This window comes from Leptobacterium meishanense, assembly GCF_037645805.1.
In the GTDB taxonomy this organism is placed as follows: Bacteria; Bacteroidota; Bacteroidia; order Flavobacteriales; family Flavobacteriaceae; genus Leptobacterium_A; species Leptobacterium_A meishanense.
Genome location: NZ_JBBEXE010000002.1, coordinates 273,073 through 289,837 on the forward strand (window position 1 = coordinate 273,073; position 16,765 = coordinate 289,837).

The 16,765-nt window shown below is 35.2% G+C and carries 20 protein-coding genes and 1 tRNA gene; 10 read left to right on the forward strand and 11 right to left on the reverse strand.

Annotated elements, in window-relative coordinates; translation table 11 throughout:
* Window positions 1–16: 16 nt before the first annotated feature.
* Both WBG21_RS03415 and WBG21_RS03420 read right to left on the reverse strand, forming a co-directional pair.
* Window positions 17–1,279 carry a DUF819 family protein gene (locus WBG21_RS03415; protein WP_413789391.1) on the reverse strand — a complete coding sequence of 421 codons (1,263 nt, stop codon included), beginning with the start codon at window positions 1,277–1,279 and terminating at the stop codon, window positions 17–19.
* Window positions 1,280–1,315: 36 nt separating this feature from the next.
* Window positions 1,316–3,205, reverse strand: coding sequence for a M61 family metallopeptidase (locus WBG21_RS03420; RefSeq protein ID WP_340074824.1), 1,890 nt, complete (start codon window positions 3,203–3,205; stop codon window positions 1,316–1,318).
* 158 nt (window positions 3,206–3,363) lie between these two features.
* On the opposite strand from WBG21_RS03420, the gene WBG21_RS03425 reads away from it, so the two are divergent.
* The 4 genes from WBG21_RS03425 (at window position 3,364) to WBG21_RS03440 (ending at window position 5,644) form a co-directional block, all read left to right on the forward strand.
* Window positions 3,364–4,140 (forward strand): S1/P1 nuclease, encoded by a 777-nt coding sequence (locus WBG21_RS03425; RefSeq protein ID WP_340074826.1) that lies wholly within the window; start codon window positions 3,364–3,366, stop codon window positions 4,138–4,140.
* Between the two features lie 512 nt (window positions 4,141–4,652).
* A complete protein-coding gene (locus tag WBG21_RS03430) occupies window positions 4,653–4,802 on the forward strand; it encodes a hypothetical protein (protein WP_340074828.1) in 150 nt (49 codons plus the stop codon).
* Entirely contained in the window at window positions 4,762–5,403 is a 642-nt protein-coding gene (locus WBG21_RS03435; protein WP_340074830.1) for a hypothetical protein, read from the forward strand. Before WBG21_RS03430 ends, WBG21_RS03435 begins: the two co-directional genes overlap by 41 nt.
* Window positions 5,404–5,434: 31 nt before the next feature.
* The gene (locus WBG21_RS03440; protein ID WP_340074832.1) at window positions 5,435–5,644 is read left to right on the forward strand and encodes a hypothetical protein; all 210 of its coding nucleotides are present in this window, start codon (window positions 5,435–5,437) and stop codon (window positions 5,642–5,644) included.
* Here WBG21_RS03440 and WBG21_RS03445 read toward each other — a convergent pair.
* Entirely contained in the window at window positions 5,641–6,021 is a 381-nt protein-coding gene (locus WBG21_RS03445; protein ID WP_340074834.1) for a helix-turn-helix domain-containing protein, read from the reverse strand. The genes WBG21_RS03440 and WBG21_RS03445 overlap by 4 nt on opposite strands.
* A 92-nt stretch (window positions 6,022–6,113) precedes the next feature.
* Here WBG21_RS03445 and WBG21_RS03450 point away from each other — a divergent pair, with 92 nt between their 5' ends.
* Window positions 6,114–6,437, forward strand: coding sequence for a hypothetical protein (locus tag WBG21_RS03450; protein WP_340074836.1), 324 nt, complete (start codon window positions 6,114–6,116; stop codon window positions 6,435–6,437).
* A 32-nt stretch (window positions 6,438–6,469) separates the two neighbouring features.
* On the opposite strand, the gene WBG21_RS03455 is transcribed toward WBG21_RS03450, so the two are convergent.
* Both WBG21_RS03455 and lysA read right to left on the reverse strand, forming a co-directional pair.
* Window positions 6,470–6,988 (reverse strand): thioredoxin family protein, encoded by a 519-nt coding sequence (locus tag WBG21_RS03455; protein ID WP_340074838.1) that lies wholly within the window; start codon window positions 6,986–6,988, stop codon window positions 6,470–6,472.
* A gap of 55 nt (window positions 6,989–7,043) precedes the next feature.
* Window positions 7,044–8,279 carry a diaminopimelate decarboxylase gene (lysA, locus tag WBG21_RS03460; RefSeq protein WP_340074840.1) on the reverse strand — a complete coding sequence of 412 codons (1,236 nt, stop codon included), beginning with the start codon at window positions 8,277–8,279 and terminating at the stop codon, window positions 7,044–7,046.
* 171 nt (window positions 8,280–8,450) lie between these two features.
* Between lysA and sucC the strand changes: the two genes are divergently transcribed.
* The 3 genes from sucC (at window position 8,451) to WBG21_RS03475 (ending at window position 10,564) form a co-directional block, all read left to right on the forward strand.
* Window positions 8,451–9,644, forward strand: a complete 1,194-nt coding sequence (gene sucC / locus WBG21_RS03465) for an ADP-forming succinate--CoA ligase subunit beta (RefSeq protein ID WP_340074842.1) — start codon at window positions 8,451–8,453, stop codon at window positions 9,642–9,644.
* 141 nt (window positions 9,645–9,785) lie between these two features.
* Complete coding sequence (locus tag WBG21_RS03470; protein WP_340074844.1) at window positions 9,786–9,926, forward strand: hypothetical protein; 141 nt, start codon at window positions 9,786–9,788, stop codon at window positions 9,924–9,926.
* A gap of 200 nt (window positions 9,927–10,126) precedes the next feature.
* Window positions 10,127–10,564: an Hsp20/alpha crystallin family protein gene (locus WBG21_RS03475; protein WP_340074846.1), complete on the forward strand. Its 438-nt coding sequence runs from the start codon at window positions 10,127–10,129 to the stop codon at window positions 10,562–10,564.
* 95 nt (window positions 10,565–10,659) lie between these two features.
* Here the strand turns inward: WBG21_RS03475 and WBG21_RS03480 are convergent.
* Window positions 10,660–10,733: transfer RNA gene (locus WBG21_RS03480), tRNA-Met, on the reverse strand.
* Window positions 10,734–10,874: 141 nt separating this feature from the next.
* Here WBG21_RS03480 and WBG21_RS03485 point away from each other — a divergent pair.
* Window positions 10,875–11,261, forward strand: coding sequence for an START-like domain-containing protein (locus WBG21_RS03485; protein WP_340074848.1), 387 nt, complete (start codon window positions 10,875–10,877; stop codon window positions 11,259–11,261).
* Window positions 11,262–11,314: 53 nt separating this feature from the next.
* Window positions 11,315–12,160 carry an aminotransferase class IV gene (locus WBG21_RS03490; RefSeq protein WP_340074850.1) on the forward strand — a complete coding sequence of 282 codons (846 nt, stop codon included), beginning with the start codon at window positions 11,315–11,317 and terminating at the stop codon, window positions 12,158–12,160.
* Here WBG21_RS03490 and WBG21_RS03495 read toward each other — a convergent pair.
* The 5 genes from WBG21_RS03495 to WBG21_RS03515 all read right to left on the reverse strand — a co-directional run bounded on the left by WBG21_RS03495 (window position 12,157) and on the right by WBG21_RS03515 (window position 16,704).
* Window positions 12,157–12,717, reverse strand: a complete 561-nt coding sequence (locus WBG21_RS03495) for a YqgE/AlgH family protein (RefSeq protein ID WP_340074852.1) — start codon at window positions 12,715–12,717, stop codon at window positions 12,157–12,159. The two genes, WBG21_RS03490 and WBG21_RS03495, sit on opposite strands and share 4 nt — an antisense overlap.
* 130 nt (window positions 12,718–12,847) lie before the next feature.
* Window positions 12,848–13,120 (reverse strand): HU family DNA-binding protein, encoded by a 273-nt coding sequence (locus tag WBG21_RS03500; protein ID WP_340074854.1) that lies wholly within the window; start codon window positions 13,118–13,120, stop codon window positions 12,848–12,850.
* Window positions 13,121–13,312: 192 nt separating this feature from the next.
* Window positions 13,313–14,260, reverse strand: a complete 948-nt coding sequence (gene fmt / locus WBG21_RS03505) for a methionyl-tRNA formyltransferase (RefSeq protein ID WP_340074856.1) — start codon at window positions 14,258–14,260, stop codon at window positions 13,313–13,315.
* A 3-nt stretch (window positions 14,261–14,263) separates the two neighbouring features.
* Complete coding sequence (locus WBG21_RS03510; protein ID WP_340074858.1) at window positions 14,264–16,165, reverse strand: RecQ family ATP-dependent DNA helicase; 1,902 nt, start codon at window positions 16,163–16,165, stop codon at window positions 14,264–14,266.
* Entirely contained in the window at window positions 16,162–16,704 is a 543-nt protein-coding gene (locus WBG21_RS03515; protein WP_340074860.1) for an AAA family ATPase, read from the reverse strand. The genes WBG21_RS03510 and WBG21_RS03515 overlap by 4 nt, the downstream gene beginning before the upstream one ends.
* Between the last annotated feature and the right edge of the window lie 61 nt (window positions 16,705–16,765).

Consider the following 16,765-nt stretch of genomic DNA (forward strand, 5'->3'; position numbering starts at 1 on the left):
GATTTCTATCTAAAAATTAAACTTTTGATGCAATTTCCATTAAGTAGGCACAAAACATGGCACCATAAGTACCAATAGCATATCCAAAAACAGCTAAAAGAACCCCTACAGTAGTCAATGAAGGATGAAAGGCAGCTGCTACAACAGGAGCAGATGCGGCACCACCTACATTTGCCTGGCTCCCAACAGCTAGAAAGAAATAAGGGGCCTTAATAACCTTGGCAACCACGATCATCAATACAGCGTGGATAGTCATCCATACCAATCCGATAGCGATAAGCCCCGGGTTTTCAAAAATAAGACCTAAATCCATTTTCATACCAATGGTAGCTACCAGAATATAGATAAAGACACTCCCTACCTTTCCGGCACCCGCGCCCTCATAGTTTTTAGCTTTAGTATATGATAAGATGATACCTATAAGTGTAGCAATGGTAATCATCCAGAAGAACTGAGAACCAAATGATGATAAGGCACTTTTTTTGTCACTGACAGCTTCAAAAGTATTGGAGAGGAAAGTAGAAATTCCATCAGCACCCCAATGCGCGATACCTACCGACGTAAATGCTAATGATAAAATAATCATAAGGTCTGTGAGTGAGGGGTTACGCGATATTTTCTCAGTAAATGCAGCTACTTTTTCTTTTAATTCTTCAATGGCAGAGTTGTCTGCTTTTAGCCAGGCGTCAATTTTTTTATTTTTTCCAATCCCAAGAAGAATGATGGCCATCCAAATATTAGCAACTACGATATCGACAAGGACCATCCCCCCATATTTTTCAGGATTGTATTGAAAAATTTCCAGCATAGCTGCCTGATTGGCCCCACCACCAATCCAACTTCCGGCAATGGTTGCCAAACCTCGCCAGATAGCATCAAAATCAGCTCCGCCTACAGTTTCAGGGGATACTAAGGAAACAAGCAATATAGCTACAGGCCCTCCTATGATAATACCGATTGTCCCTGTAAAAAACATGATGAGTGCTTTAGGGCCAAGATTAAAAATTGCCTTTAAATCCATGCTCAAGGTCATCAGTACCAAAGCAGCTGGTAACAAATACCTACTGGCAATATAATAGGTTTTAGAAAGTTGGTCAGAAATCAGGCCAAGCGAATTAAAAATAGCAGGTACCAGATAACACATTAAAAGTACCGGTACTATTTTGTAAAATTTTACCCAAAAGCCTGTTTTTATAGAGGCTGTATAAAAAATGAACCCTAAAGCGAGCATAAGTAACCCGAACACAATAGTGTCATTGGAAAAGAAAGGCGTATCCATAATTATATTTTGGAGCAAAATACAAAAATATACAAACTATATCCCCTTCATCCAGGCATTTCGCAACGCAAGCTGTTCTTCTGTAGCATCTGGAGCAGGAATTAGCGTATTTACATTTACGGTAGGTTTGGATACGGTCCCTTTCAACGAAACTTCTTCACCATCCCTTAAAACAACCATATTAATCTCATCTCCGGGGTTCCATGCAAAGGAAGTGCCTATCATATCACGTATATTCTCAAGAGAATAGTCCATACCATTTATGGATTTAATAATATCGTTGCCTTTTACCCCTAATTCAACCAAGAAACTATTTAAGGGGATATCGTCCCTGAAAAAGATTTCCCCTGTGTCTTGATGGACATTGATAAAAGGGTTTTGGCCATGTAGAAAGTATCCAGTTTCTTCTTGAGAAGCATCAAACATAAGCCCTGCTTTACCAAGGTATGTTTCGTAAGGAATAGGGGTTCCGCCTATTACATGTTTTGCAAAGAAATCACCAATTGAGGGGTATGTTAGTTTTATAATTTCGGCTACAATATTTTCATCTTTAAAAGGTTTTTCCCGGCCATATTTATTTGACAATTGCTTCATTAGCCAAAGGATCCCTTTTTCCCCATTACTTTCTTCACGTACTAGAATATCAATGCACATTCCTATGAGGGCACCTTTTTCATACACATTGGCATAGTCATCTTTATAAGGGTCTTTTAATACATTTTTGCTCATTTCTGTAAATGATGAAGCATCGTTGAATATTTTTGAACGGTCTATTTTGTCCATCATATGTTTGTAGAAAGCAGCTTCATCAATCAACCCTTGTTGAATTTGAAAAAGTTTGGCAAAATATTCGGTAACACCTTCATACATCCATAAGTGTTCCGACATTTTTGGGTTATTATAATCAAAGTAGTGGATTTCTTCAGAATGGATCGTTAATGGAGTCACGATATGAAAAAACTCATGTGCTACTACATTGATCATGGCATCAACCATACCCTCCTTAGGCATGGCTTCAGGCAATACTACTGTAGTAGAGGTATGATGTTCTAAAGCCCCAAGCCCTTGAGCGTCTGTAGGCTCCATTGTGGTAAGGTAAAGTAAAATATTGTACTTCTTAGTGCTATTGATAGGGCCTAAAAAAGCCTTTTGGGCCCGTATCATTTTTTCCATATCATCTTTAATGTCAGATGCTTTATATAGGTTTGTGGGCGAATAGACGCTTAATGTAACTTCAATATCGTTTACCTGAAAGGTTTCTGAATTTGGAACGGCATATAAAATGGGATTATCAATAACTTCAAAGTAGCGGTTCGCTGTATAGACATCTATATTAAAGTCAGTATTCGTTGAAGCATTGGTGGTTTTGTTTAAAGTGGTATAACCTACTAAACTTTTAGGTGAATGAATGGTGATTTCATACTTATTTCCTTTTAACCCGTCAAAATAACCTACAAAACCATGAAGGTTTAATACGAAATTATCACCTTCATCAATGTTAGTACCTGCGGGAGAAAATACAGGGGCCTCTTTCTCGGTTTCCGAATCATAGGTGTCATTGACCCAATAGGTAATTTTATCTAACGCAGTACCGTTTTGTGTACGCCATGTGTTTTCATCAACTTGGTCTATTTGTATAGGATTATTATCATAATCAAGTGCAGTCAGTTGTTCAATATATTGCCCATAATTATCCGTACTGTAGGTGCCCGGCACCGTTTTTGGAATGTAGAACATAACAGTTTCCGAGGTAAACCTTCCCGGGTCAATCGTTACCATTACTTTATCATCTACCACATTTACCAAATCGATAGTTGTTTCTATGGGCACTGCATTGGCAGCATCGTTAATTTTTGGGGTACAGCTTAAAAGTACAACACTTAGAAGCACAAAATAGACAGCTTTTATATGATTTCTTGTTTTCATGAGACCTACTTTTAAGCTACAAAGAAACTATAATTTCAGAGATGTAAGTATAGGTTTAACATAATTTATATTTTTTTTTGGACTGTAAGAAATATGTGATTTATAATTTTAACAATGTGATAATATTAATATGTTTAGTTTTGGAAAAAATAATTTTGATGAAAAAAAGAATTGCATTCATAGCTTTTATAATTACGGCAACAGTTTCGGCAAATACCTATTATTGGGGGAAAACAGGCCATAGGGTTGTTGGAGAAGTGGCAGAGGCTCACCTGACCGGAAAGGCAAAACGACAGATTAAAAAATTATTGGATGGAGAAGGATTGGCATTAGTGTCCAACCATGCAGACGATATAAAGTCAGATGAACGGTTTAGAGGTTTTAGCCCGTGGCATTATGTAAATTTTCCTTTTGACAAAAAATATGGAGAGGAGGCGCCCAGTGAATATGGAGACCTTATTATGGGAATTGAAAAATGTATAGAAGTGTTGAAAAGCGATACTGCTTCTCTAGAGGATAAATCGTTTTATTTAAAGTTGCTAGTTCATTTTATAGGAGACCTTCACCAACCGCTTCACGTAGGAAGAACTGAAGATAAGGGGGGAAACGATATTCAGGTGCGATGGTTTGGCAGCGGGAGCAATTTACACCGTGTATGGGACAGTAACATGATTGATCATTACGGTATGAGCTATACAGAGTTAGCAGCAAATTTGCCACAGCTAAGCAAAAAAGAGCGAAAAGCGATACAAGCAGGTAGTTTGATGGACTGGGTATATGAGTCCCAGGAGCTTGCAAAAAAAGTTTATCCATCGGCAAATGTTGGAGAAAAATTAGGCTATCGCTATATGTACGATCACTTCAATATAGTAAAACTCCAACTTCAAAAAGGAGGGTTACGGCTTGCTAAAGTGCTTAACGAGGTTTTTAACTAATATTTCTTGTTATTCTTCAAAGGGATTTAGTGTCGATGGCGTTACTCTTCATTATTTCAGATTATTTTTCTCGTAGTAGTACAGCGCTAAAAATCAATATTGAAGGAAGCTGTCTGAAAAGTAAATTTTTCTGTCAATTCGAGCGTAGTCGAGAATTTTATACTATTGATAATCAAATATTTCGTCCCGATAGCTATCGGGAGAAATCTCATTAGAAACTTAAAAAAAGCTTATTACATGCTTAATTAGATGTCTCACTCTTGTCCTGCAAGAGGTTCGAAATGATATAGCTTGTATTTTTACGGTAAATCCATACTACAAAAAAGGCTTACATAGAATTGTATGAAATATTTACAAATAAATTTTTATAATCCAAATTAATATATAAATTAGTGGTCATAATTACAGTATTTTCTTTCTTATAAGATAGAAAAGATTATAATTGTGTTTGTTCATTTTTAGTGTGGTTCATAGCTTATTTTTCGAATAGTAAAAACTATAAATCCATTAAAATGAAAAAGTATTTTGTATTAATAGCAATTTTAACAGCTCTTTTCTTTGCACCGGCATGTACCAATGAAGGCTTGGACGAAGATTTTGAGCTACAAACGATAGATAAGGATGAAGTTGAAATCCCAACAGACAAAGACAACTATAACTGAAGTAAAAACTAAACTATTTGTTATACTACTTGGGGTGGTAGCTTTTATAGGGGCTACTGCCCCTTTTTGGCATATAATATTTAATAGAAACTCTACTGAGGGTTTTATAGGATTTACTAATTTTAGAAGGTTCTTATACTCTTTCGGAAATCACTTTGCTCTGTTTTCTTGTGCTGCTTTTTTATTATTTATTGGAAATTTTATTGCTAAAGAGCACAAAAGTGTGGTACGGATAGTAAATATTGTTGGTGGGCTGTTTGCCGCCGTTGGTATTTATTTTCTACTTTGGGTATTCAATACGCATAGCGACTTTCCAAAATCAGCGTACTATGCTATGTTCTCTGTAAGTGCACTCGTTATTGCGTATGTCATATACATCTTCAATAAATTTCTTTTTCAAATTTTTATTACCAACCGCTATACGATAAAAAATTTAATTGCCTTTGTTTTTAGGGTACGCCAAGTACATTATAAGAAAGTCGCTGTTAAGGCACTCTATGCTGAGATTCACGACAAAGCCAAAGTATCTGATGAAACGGTAAAAGATAATGCCGACGCATTTGAAAAAGATTTTTATGAAACACTAGATAATGTAAATTAATGTGGAATTTGCCTGAATAAATACTTAATAGATGGACGCTTATAAAAAAAATAAAATATTAAAAAAGTTATCTGATTCCGGTTATATTGAAAAAAAAGAACTTAAAAGTTCTGAGAATACAGTAATAGAGGAAATAAAAGAAGAAATGGAGAAAGAAATTGAAAAGAACAGTAAATTGATAAGCGACCTACAAGTTGAATTACTGTTGTTAGACTTTAATATTATACCACAAAATGGTTAATTTTTATTCATCTTTTTTAACAAATCTTCTCTAGTAGTTTTCATTTTTATCAGTTCATCAATCACCTCACGCTGAAGTCTAATTTTCAAGAACATTTTATAAGCAGTATTCTCATTGAACTTTTTATTTTCTTCATTTTCATGTAAGTAGGCAACAATTTCTTCAATAGAAAAATCATCTAATGTTTTCTTCTTATTTGTGTTAAGGTGCTGGTCTATATAATTTCTTAGTATAGCCACAGTACTTGTATGGGGCTTTTTGGTTTTTCCGGCTAATATTTTGTTCACGCCTACCTCTGTAAGGCCAGTTGCTTTAGCAATCTCATAACCGGTAATACCTTCTTTTTTAAGGATATGTATAATTTCTTTTACTCCCAACTTTAAAAAGTTTATTTTTGTTTTGTAAATACATAAAAAATTATGTATTTTTATATTAAATTAGCTATTATTAATAACAAAACTAATAAAATATGGAACACACAGCATTACTTATGGAAAAGAAAACCACGGATGCCCCCCATACACATTATATAAACACTGACCGGCTTATTGAACAAAAATTAAAAATGATTGAATACCCGTTGTATTTAAAATGTTTTAACAAGCTATATGTAAAGTTGCTTAATGAGAAAGAGAATATGTATGTAGAGTATGGTAGTTTTGGCATTTCACTCACGAAAAATTATTTGCCCAATAAACATTACATTACCAATGAATGCTATGTGCCCTGTACGCAAGAAGAATTTGACGAGGCATGGCAACGGGCTACTATAGAGCTTATAAATAGGGGATAAAATGAAATTGGAAATAAAGGAATTGATATGTTCTATTTAGAACCATCATATACTGACCACTCTTTTTCCTTATATATATTATCCCCAAAATATTTGGCAACCTTTAAAAATTCATCGGGCTCATAATATCCCGGCAAAGGGGACAGCATATTGTAATCTTCGTCTAGAAAAATAGTAGTAGGATAGGCAATTCTGCCTTGCATTAACACAGCGGCCAGTTCATGATAACCTCTTCTCCCTTGAGGGATGTATTCAAAAGTAGTCCCTCTAAATTCAATAGCTTCTTTTCCTTCTCCATGAAGTTTCACCATGTAGAAGTTTTTGTTCATGTATTCAGCTACTTTAGGGTTGTTAAAGGTGACTTTATCCATCCGTTTGCACCAACCGCACCAATCTGTATAAATATCAATGAAGATTTTTTTTGGGATTGTATCAGAAGTAGCCCTTTTTTCCGCCTCAGTCCATGTTAACCATTCAATACTTCCGGACTGGGCATGAACAGAGGTCCCCATTAACACAATGAACAATATAAATACACGAAGCGTTTTCATGAGAATGATTTATAACATATCAAAGATAACGAAAAGCACTAAAGAGATATTGTTTTTAAGCTTTTACTAACTTTTTATCTGAAAAATCTACGCTAGTGCCCTCCTGGTTTTTAATGAGGTCGTCAAATGTTTCTCTTTTTCGGATCAGATATGCTTTTCCCTCATGAAACAATACTTCTGCAGGGCGGTAACGAGAGTTGTAGTTGCTAGACATAGTATAACAATAAGCTCCTGCATTTTTAAAACAGAGGATATCTCCTTCGGTGATTTCTGTAATTCTACGGTTGTTGGCAAAAGTGTCCGTTTCACAGATATAACCTACTACTGAATAGAAGCGTTCCCGACCTTTAGGGTTAGAAATATTTATAATATCATGATATGAACCATAAAGCATAGGCCTTATAAAATGGTTAAACCCGGAATCAACTCCTGCAAAAACCGTAGAAGTAGTTTGTTTGACGACGTTCACTTTCGTTAGAAAATAACCAGCCTCACTTACCAAAAACTTTCCGGGTTCAAAACCGAGAATCAATGGCTTGCCATACTCTTGGCAAAAGTCATTAAAACGTTTGGATAATTTTTTGCCCAGCTCTTCAATATTGGTCTCGATGTCTCCCTTTTTGTATGGGACTTTAAACCCACTTCCAAAATCGATAAAATCAAGATCTTTAAATTTTCTGGCGGTATCAAAAAGGATTTCAGCCGCATAGAGGAAGACTTCAATATCTAAAATATCGCTTCCTGTGTGCATGTGAATGCCGTTGATTTTCATATTGGTGTTCTCCACAATACGCAATATATGGGGCATTTGATGGATGCTAATGCCAAATTTAGAATCAATATGACCTACGGAGATATTAGCATTTCCACCAGCCATTACATGTGGGTTGATGCGGATACATACAGGTACTTTCGGGTGTTTTGCCCCAAATTGCTCGAGAATAGATAGGTTATCGATATTGATTTGGACGTTCATGGCAGCTACTTCCTCTATTTCTTCCAATGATACACCGTTGGGGGTGTATATAATATCTTCTGGTTTAAAACCGGCCAGCAAACCAAGTTTTACCTCTTGAACAGAGACTGTATCGAGTCCCGTTCCCAAGTTGTTCATTAACTTTAAGATAGTGAGGTTGGATAAGGCCTTTGCTGCGTAGTTTATTTTTAACCGGGAAACTTTTTTAAAAGCAGTTGTTAACCGTTTATATTGAGAGCTGATTTTTTCAGAATCATATACATAAACAGGGCTGCCATACTTTTCAGTTATTTGTAGTAAATCATTCGTATTCATATATCCGATAAATTGTGATGACAAAACTATATTAAAAAGTATACCCATAGAAAAAAATGAAATAATATTTTACAAAAACAACAAAAAGTTATATTTATAACAAAAATAATTTTTGGGTTTATAAGGCAACGTTTGTTACTTTTGTGCCACTAAAACATCGAATACTTCATTATGAATTTACATGAATATCAAGGTAAAGAAATATTAGCCGGTTTTGGCGTGCGTATCCAACGGGGAATAGTAGCCCATAATGCACAAGAAGCAGTTTCGGCAGCTAAACAATTAACAGCAGAAACAGGAACCGGATGGCATGTTATAAAAGCACAGGTACATGCCGGAGGAAGAGGAAAAGGTGGGGGAGTGAAATTGGCTAAAAACCTAAAGGAAGTAGAAGAAATAGCAGAAGCCATTATTGGGATGAATTTGGTAACTCCTCAAACTTCTAAAGAAGGGAAAAAGGTACATCAAGTTTTGATTGCTGAAGATGTTTATTATCCGGGGCCTAGTGAGACATCGGAATTTTATATGTCTGTATTGCTTGATAGGAGCAAAGGCAGGAACATGATTATGTATTCTACTGAAGGAGGAATGGACATTGAGGAAGTTGCAGAGAAAACACCACATTTGATTTTTACGGAAGAAGTAGACCCTTCGGTTGGATTAATGCCTTTCCAAGCAAGAAGGGTTGCTTTCAATTTGGGGCTGAGTGGAAATGCTTTTAAAGAAATGGTAAAATTTGTAAGTTCACTCTATCAAGCCTATGAGAAGAGTGACGCTTCTCTGTTTGAAATAAACCCGGTATTAAAAACTTCTGACGATAAAATTATGGCAGTAGATGCCAAAGTTACCATAGATGACAATGCATTGTTCCGTCATAAAGATTATGCAGAGATGCGCGATCTTCGTGAAGAGAACCCCATAGAAGTAGAAGCAAAGGCAGTCGGGTTGAATTATGTCGACCTTGATGGGAATGTAGGGTGCATGGTAAACGGTGCCGGGCTTGCCATGGCAACAATGGACTTGATAAAACAAGCCGGAGGTGCTCCTGCTAATTTTCTTGATGTAGGCGGAACTGCGGATGCGAAACGGGTAGAAACAGCTTTTCGTATTATTTTAAAAGACCCTAATGTAAAAGCAATATTGGTAAATATTTTTGGAGGTATTGTTCGTTGTGACCGTGTAGCACAGGGTATTGTAGATGCCTATAAAAACATGGGAGATGCTATTAAAGTACCTATTATTGTCCGTTTACAAGGGACCAATGCAGAAATAGCTAAAGAACTAATAGATAATTCAGGATTGGCAGTACACTCAGCCGTACAATTCCAAGAAGCTGCTGATAAGGTGAAAGAAGTATTGGCATAAAGAAGGTAATAATATCTAAGTAATATAAAAAAGCTGAATTTTAATTGATTCGGCTTTTTTAGTTTCGGGCAGGTACATTTTCATGTTAACCCTTTTCTGGGATAAATATATATTAAAGCACATACAATAATCAGGTTTTTAATGATGTACTGGCCAATCATACTCAACGATAGAGGTGCTTCTGAAAAAGAAATATCCGGAAAAAAGAAGAGTGGTAAAAATGTAAAAGCCATGTGGGTTAATGCAATGATAACAACTGTTTTTTCTGAAATGATTTTATAAACCGTTGTCTTATTCTGTAGATCATTATTTATTTTTCTGAATACAAAAATAGAAGTATTATCATATATTAAAACTGACTTTTTGACATTGATTAACATATTAAAAATGCCATAATGACACATTATTTACATTGGAACATGTTTTGTCGTATATGATATGATCTCAAAAAACAACAAGTTTAACTTTTAAAATATTGTAATATGAACCTGGTAAAAAGAAACAACAAGGATGTATGGTTTCCATCGATTATCGATGAATTTTTAAAACCGGCTTGGTTTGATAACTCACAAGAGTTTGGAGTAAATGTGCCGGCGGTGAACATTAAAGAAACGGAGACTGATTTTTCACTTGAGCTAGCTGCTCCCGGAAAGAAAAAAGAAGATTTTGTCATTGAAGTAGATGATAATGTGCTTACCATTTCATCTGAAAGCAAGAAAGAAAGTGATGAAAAAGATGAAGAAGGACGTTACACCCGAAGAGAGTTTAGTTACTCCTCATTTAAACGGGCCTTCACACTTCCTGAAACAGTGGATGAAGAAAAAATTAATGCCGGTTATGAAGAAGGTGTTTTAAAAGTAACCCTTCCGAAACGGAAAGAAGCATTGCCTAAGGCAAAGCGGTTGATTGACATTTCATAATGTGAAGTTTGGTTAGTTATGTTGAAGAGGGCAGTGTCAATACAGGCACTGCTCTTTTTACAAAAAAAACCACTCAAATAAAGAGTGGTTTTTTGTAGCGAGGACGGGAGTTGAACCCGTGACCTCCGGGTTATGAATCCGACGCTCTAACCGACTGAGCTACCTCGCCGTAGATGACTTTTAATAAGTGCGTGCAAATATAGAAACAAATTTATTGTACCTCAAATCAATAGAGTAAAATATTTTCAATGATTTCTTTCATGTATTACGATAGAAATAATTATATTGGTAACCGTTAAAGAAAAATCGAATGCAAGATAAAGTTAAGTATGAACTGGAGTTCGTCATTCAATCATCTCCACAGTTACTGTATCAATACCTGTCTACTCCATCTGGGCTTTCCGAATGGTTTGCTGATAATGTAAACTCAAGAGGAGAGTTATTTACTTTTATTTGGGATGATAGTGAAGAACAGGCAAAACTTATAAGAAAAAAGAGTGGGGAGCTGGTTAAATTTAAATGGTCGGAACAGGAAGATGAAAACACTTTTTTTGAGATGCGGATCGTTGTTGACGAGATTACGAAAGATGTTTCGTTAATGGTTACTGATTTTGCAGATGAAGATGAGATCGATGAATCGAAAATGTTATGGGAAAACCAAATATCAGATTTAAAACATGTGTTGGGGTCTACATAAGGATCCTTTCAAAATAAATTATATTTGCCTTGATTTTATATCAAGGTTTTTTTATGATAAATTTTAACGGTACGTTACTAGAAAAAGATGCACAATATTTCAATGTAGCAAATAGAGGGCTTAGGTATGGAGATGCTTTGTATGAGACCATTCGGGTTGTAAATGGAAAATTGTTTTTTTGGGAAGACCATTATTTACGGTTGATGGCATCTATGAGGATCATGCGGATGGATATCCCTATGCATTTTACTATGGAGTATCTCGAAAATGAGATACAGAAAACAATTAATTCAAATAAACTTCAAGAATCGGCAACTCGGGTTCGACTTACTGTTTATAGAAATGATGGAGGGTTCTATACACCTGAAATCAATACAATTTCGTGTGTTATTGAGGCTAACGAGATTAGTAATGTCTTTTATGAAAAGTTGGACTCAAAACATGAAGTAGCACTTTTTAAAGATCATTGGGTAAACCCAGGCTTATTGAGTACATTAAAAACAAATAATAAGCTAATTCATGTGTTGGCAGGGATTTATGCAAAAGAAAACAATTATGATAACTGCTTATTATTAAATCAGCAAAAAAATGTGGTAGAAGCTGTAAATGGAAACATCTTTTTGGTAAAGGGGTCTATCATAAAAACCCCCCCTTTAACGGATGGTTGTTTAAATGGTATTTTAAGGAAACAAATACTACGGATTATTGATAAGACAAAAGATTATGATATAGAAGAAGTTTCGATATCACCTTTTGAGCTTCAGAAGGCAGACGAATTGTTTATCACTAATGTAATTATAGGGATTCAATCGGTATATAAATATCGAAAAAAGCTTTATGCGTCGAAGGTTGGTGGTGAGTTGTTAGGAAAGTTAAACGCAATAGCTAGGTTTTCTTAGTTCATTGAAGGGTCTTCAGGGGCATTTGACCATAACAAATAATCACCTCCCAATTCCACCATTTTTTCTTTCCAAAAAGAATCATGCGATTTTTTAATAATAGTGTCTTTGTATTTGTTTTTTATAACGATCCACGAGTTGGAGGCCAATTCGGCATCTAGTTGTGAAACTTCCCATCCTGAATAACCTAAAAAGAACCTTATATCAGATTCTTTTATTGCTCCTTTGTTGATTAATGCAGTAACTTTTTCGAAGTCACCACCCCAATAAACACCATTGGATATCTCTACACTATTATTAATGAGGTGAGGTACACTATGTATGAAGTATAGATTGTCTTGTTCTACGGGCCCCCCATTATATATGTTATATGGTTTCTCTATCTCAGGAATTAATTCATTGAGTGTAAAAGAAAGTGGTTTATTGAGGATGAAACCTATGGAGCCTTCTTCATTATGCTCAGCAATAAGTACGACAGACCTATTGAAAGAAATATCTCCTATAATGGAAGGTTCCGCAATAAGTAAACATCCTTTTTGGGGTTTTAATGAGACCATGTGAACGTCCAATTTTTATTAAATCTAGGTAAAAAATAATGAAAATCAAATTTTAAGGATATTATTTCGATATAAGGAAAGAAAAAAACACCCAATAGTGGGTGTTTTCCATTATTTTTATTACGGTTAATTAGTTTACAGCACTGCTAAGGTCAGCTCCGGCTTTGAACTTAACTACATTCTTAGCAGCAATTTTGATAGTTTGCCCAGTTTGTGGGTTTCTTCCTTCTCTTGCTGCTCTTTTAGATACAGACCAAGAACCAAATCCTACTAGAGAAACTCTTCCACCTTTTTTAAGTGATTTTTCAACGTTTCCTAAGAAAGACTCTAATGCTTTTTTTGCTGCTGCTTTTGTGATGCCTGCGTCTGCTGCCATAGCATCGATTAATTCTGTTTTGTTCATAATTTAAGTTTTAATAAAATTGCTCGGTTAAACGTTATTTTTTTTATTCTGTCTAACAAATTTATAGGGATTTCCCTTTCATGCAAGTAAAATCAAGGGAAATGCTTGTTTTTGTTGATAACTTAATAGCTTTGTTAATAATCTATAAGGTTTTTCTTTAAAATTCCAAGAAACACAGTATTGACATAGGGTTTACTGCATTTGTGCATCGGCTTCAAATTTATATCCATTTAGGATTTCTCCAATAGTCATTTTTCGTTTTCCCGGGAATTGAATTTCATGTAGAATGATATATCCGTTTTTAACAGCTACTTTGACCTCTTTTTTATCGATAATAATGCTACCTGCCAATAAATTATGCAAACCCTCCTCATAGGCAGCCTTATATATCTTTATTGGAATTTTGTCTTCTTTATTAAGGAGGTAGCACCATGCAGTGGGATAGGGGCTCAGTCCCCGAATTTTATTGTAAATAGTTTCAACGTCTTCTTTCCAATGTATTTTACAGGTGTCTCGATGAATTTTATGGGCGGTTTTTAAATAGGGAGGATTTTCTTGCTTAGTGGTTTCTGCAATGTCATTTTTTATCAGTTCTACGGTTTTTAGGACTAATTTTGACCCTACTTTCATTAATTTATCATGCAATGTTCCGGCAGTTTCCTCTTTACCAATAGGGACTTCTTTTTGTAAGATAATAGCTCCGGTATCTATTTTTTCGTCAATAAAGAAAGTAGTGACCCCTGTTTTTTCTTCACCATTTATGATAACCCAGTTTATAGGTGCAGCCCCCCGGTAGTTGGGAAGGAGTGAAGCATGTAAATTAAAAGTTCCGTATTCCGGAATTTCCCAAACTACTTTAGGTAACATTCTAAATGCTACTACAATAAATAAATTGGGCTGAAGCTTTTTGAGGCCTTCTATAAAAGCAGGTTCTTTAAGATTAGTAGGTTGCAATATAGTAAGGTTTTGGGAAGTGGCATATTTTTTCACTGCTGACTGGTGAATTTTCCGTCCTCTTCCGGCAGGTCTGTCGGGAGCTGTAACTACCCCAACAACAGTATAATCATTTGTTACTAAGGTTTTTAATGTATCTACTGCAAAATCAGGTGTTCCCATAAATACTATGCGTAGTTCTCTCATTCCTTATTTTGTATTAATATATTGATTTTTAGTATTGAGCATGACTAAACCTTGTTCTGTCATCATTCTTAAAACGTATAGCACGTTTTGCTCATTAAAGGTAAGTATTTCTGTAAGCTCTCTGGAGGTTTTAGACTGTACCTTTAGTATTTGTGTAATCTGAGTTTTTATCGAGTCAATAGTACTTTTTGTGAGTTTTTTGCTTTTAGATACACACACAGAACAGATACCACAGGAATTCAGGTTTTCTTCTCCAAAATATTTTAATAGCTGAATGCTTTTGCATGTTCTGTTATTATTACTGTATTCAATGACAGCAGCTATTTGCTTTTTTTTGAGTTTATTTTGTTGTTCAATGTTTTTCGCAATGGGGTTGATTGTTTTTTCATCTTCCCGGGGCACTAAAAACAAAATTTCAATATCGGTGTGTTGTGCATGATAGCTTATAATGTTATCTTTCTTAAGCTGTTCTAACGTATTTATAATGGTATGTTCTTCCTTATTGGTTTTATTGGCCATTAGAAGTGTATTGATTTTAGTATCATAATCAAAAATACCCCCATAAGTCCTTAATATTGTTTTTATGATCTGTTCGATATTGGGGTTTTTATCAAGGTAATTAAACAAATGATGATTGCTTACTAGAAAGCGAATGGTTGTTTTTTTTTGAAAATTTTCAGAAATGGAAATAACCCCTTGCCTACCCAATAACTGTATGCCGTTATAGGTTAGCATTGTATTGAGCTGATAGGTATGACAAAAATGGTTAAAGTTTAAGGCAACTGTTTCATTCTCTCCTTCCCCATAAGCAATTTGAAAATAGTTGTTCAGTTTTTTATAGAGTAACTTAATGAAATTAACATCAGGAAGCGTACTTAAGAATTGTTTTTTTACCTGAATTTCATCGTTCTTATTTTTAAGGAGGATGGCTTGTGCATAGATTTCGTCTCTTCCAGCCCTTCCTGCTTCTTGAAAATAATTTTCAATGGTATCGGGCAAGCTCATATGGATAACTGTACGTACATCGGGTTTGTCTATTCCCATTCCAAAGGCATTAGTAGCTACTATTACTTGAACATTATTCTGTAGCCATGCTTGAAAATTATTGCTTTTATCTTCAGCAGACATTCCGCCATGGTAGTAAGTTGCGGTGATGCTTTGGTTGTTTAAATGGGTAGCAATATCTGTCGTTGCCCTTCGATTTCTGACATAGATGATGGCCGATCCTTTATTTTTTCTAAGTATGGCGGCTATTCGATATAGTTTATCTTCCTCTTCTAGTACACGATATGCAATATTGGGCCTTGCAAATGATTTTTTTATTAATGAAACATCATTGAGTTGCAGGTCACTAATAATATCGTTGATAACTTTTGGAGTAGCAGAGGCTGTTAGGGCGATAACAGGAGTTTGAGGTACAATCTCTCTTAATATAGCACATTGTTTATATGCAGGTCTAAAGTCATTTCCCCATTGTGAAATACAATGTGCTTCATCAATGGCAATCAGGTTAACATTCATTTGCTTAATACGGTCTTGTACCAATTCTTGTTGTAAACGCTCCGGAGAGAGGTATAGGAATTTATAATTTCCATAAATACAATTGTCTAAAAGCGCATCTATCTCATTATGTTTCAATCCACCAATAAGGGCAACAGCTTTTATATTCTGTTTTTTTAAATTGGCTACCTGATCTTTTATGAGTGCAATAAGCGGAGAGACTACAATACAAATTCCTTCTTTTGCCATGGCCGGCAATTGAAAGCAAATAGATTTTCCTCCACCTGTAGGTAACAATGCTAATGTATCATTACCTTTCAGGACACTATTTATAATAGCTTCTTGGGGATAGCGAAAAGTTTCATGACCCCAATATATTTTTAATATCTCAAGAGGTTGTATCATAAACTTGTGATAGTATCTAATATAAACTGTATCCGAAGATCAATAGTGCCTGTAGGTACATAAATTAATTTATATCCGAACCGCTTGTACGTATCCTCAAGGTGATCATGGATAATAACTGCTTGTTCAAAATTTTCATAGCGCTCATTATCAGATGTATAAATAGCCTTCCATGGAGGCAATAGAAAAACAGCATCATAAATATGATTTGCACATATTTTTATAAAAGCATCCGGATAAGTATTATTAGCATACTCCATATAAGCTAATGCATCGGGAAGCCCTCTGTCTAAAAACACAATCTCTTGCCGAAAAGTACCTGCTTTAAAAAATTGTTCTGTACGTCCTTCAATGATTTTTTGACTAAACAATAGCGGGTCTGATAAAAATAGTTGATCAACCCCTTGTTGGCGTGCATCTAGTGTGATCTGTCTTGATATTTCAGGCATACATATATATCCCTTTTTTTGTAGGGCCTCTATGACAGTCGTTTTTCCAGTACTGGGCCCTCCGGTTATAACTATTTTTTTAGTGTTCAAAAGGAGTTGCTTTATTAAGGCAAATTAATAAAATCCTACTCGAACTTAAAAATGGAAATAC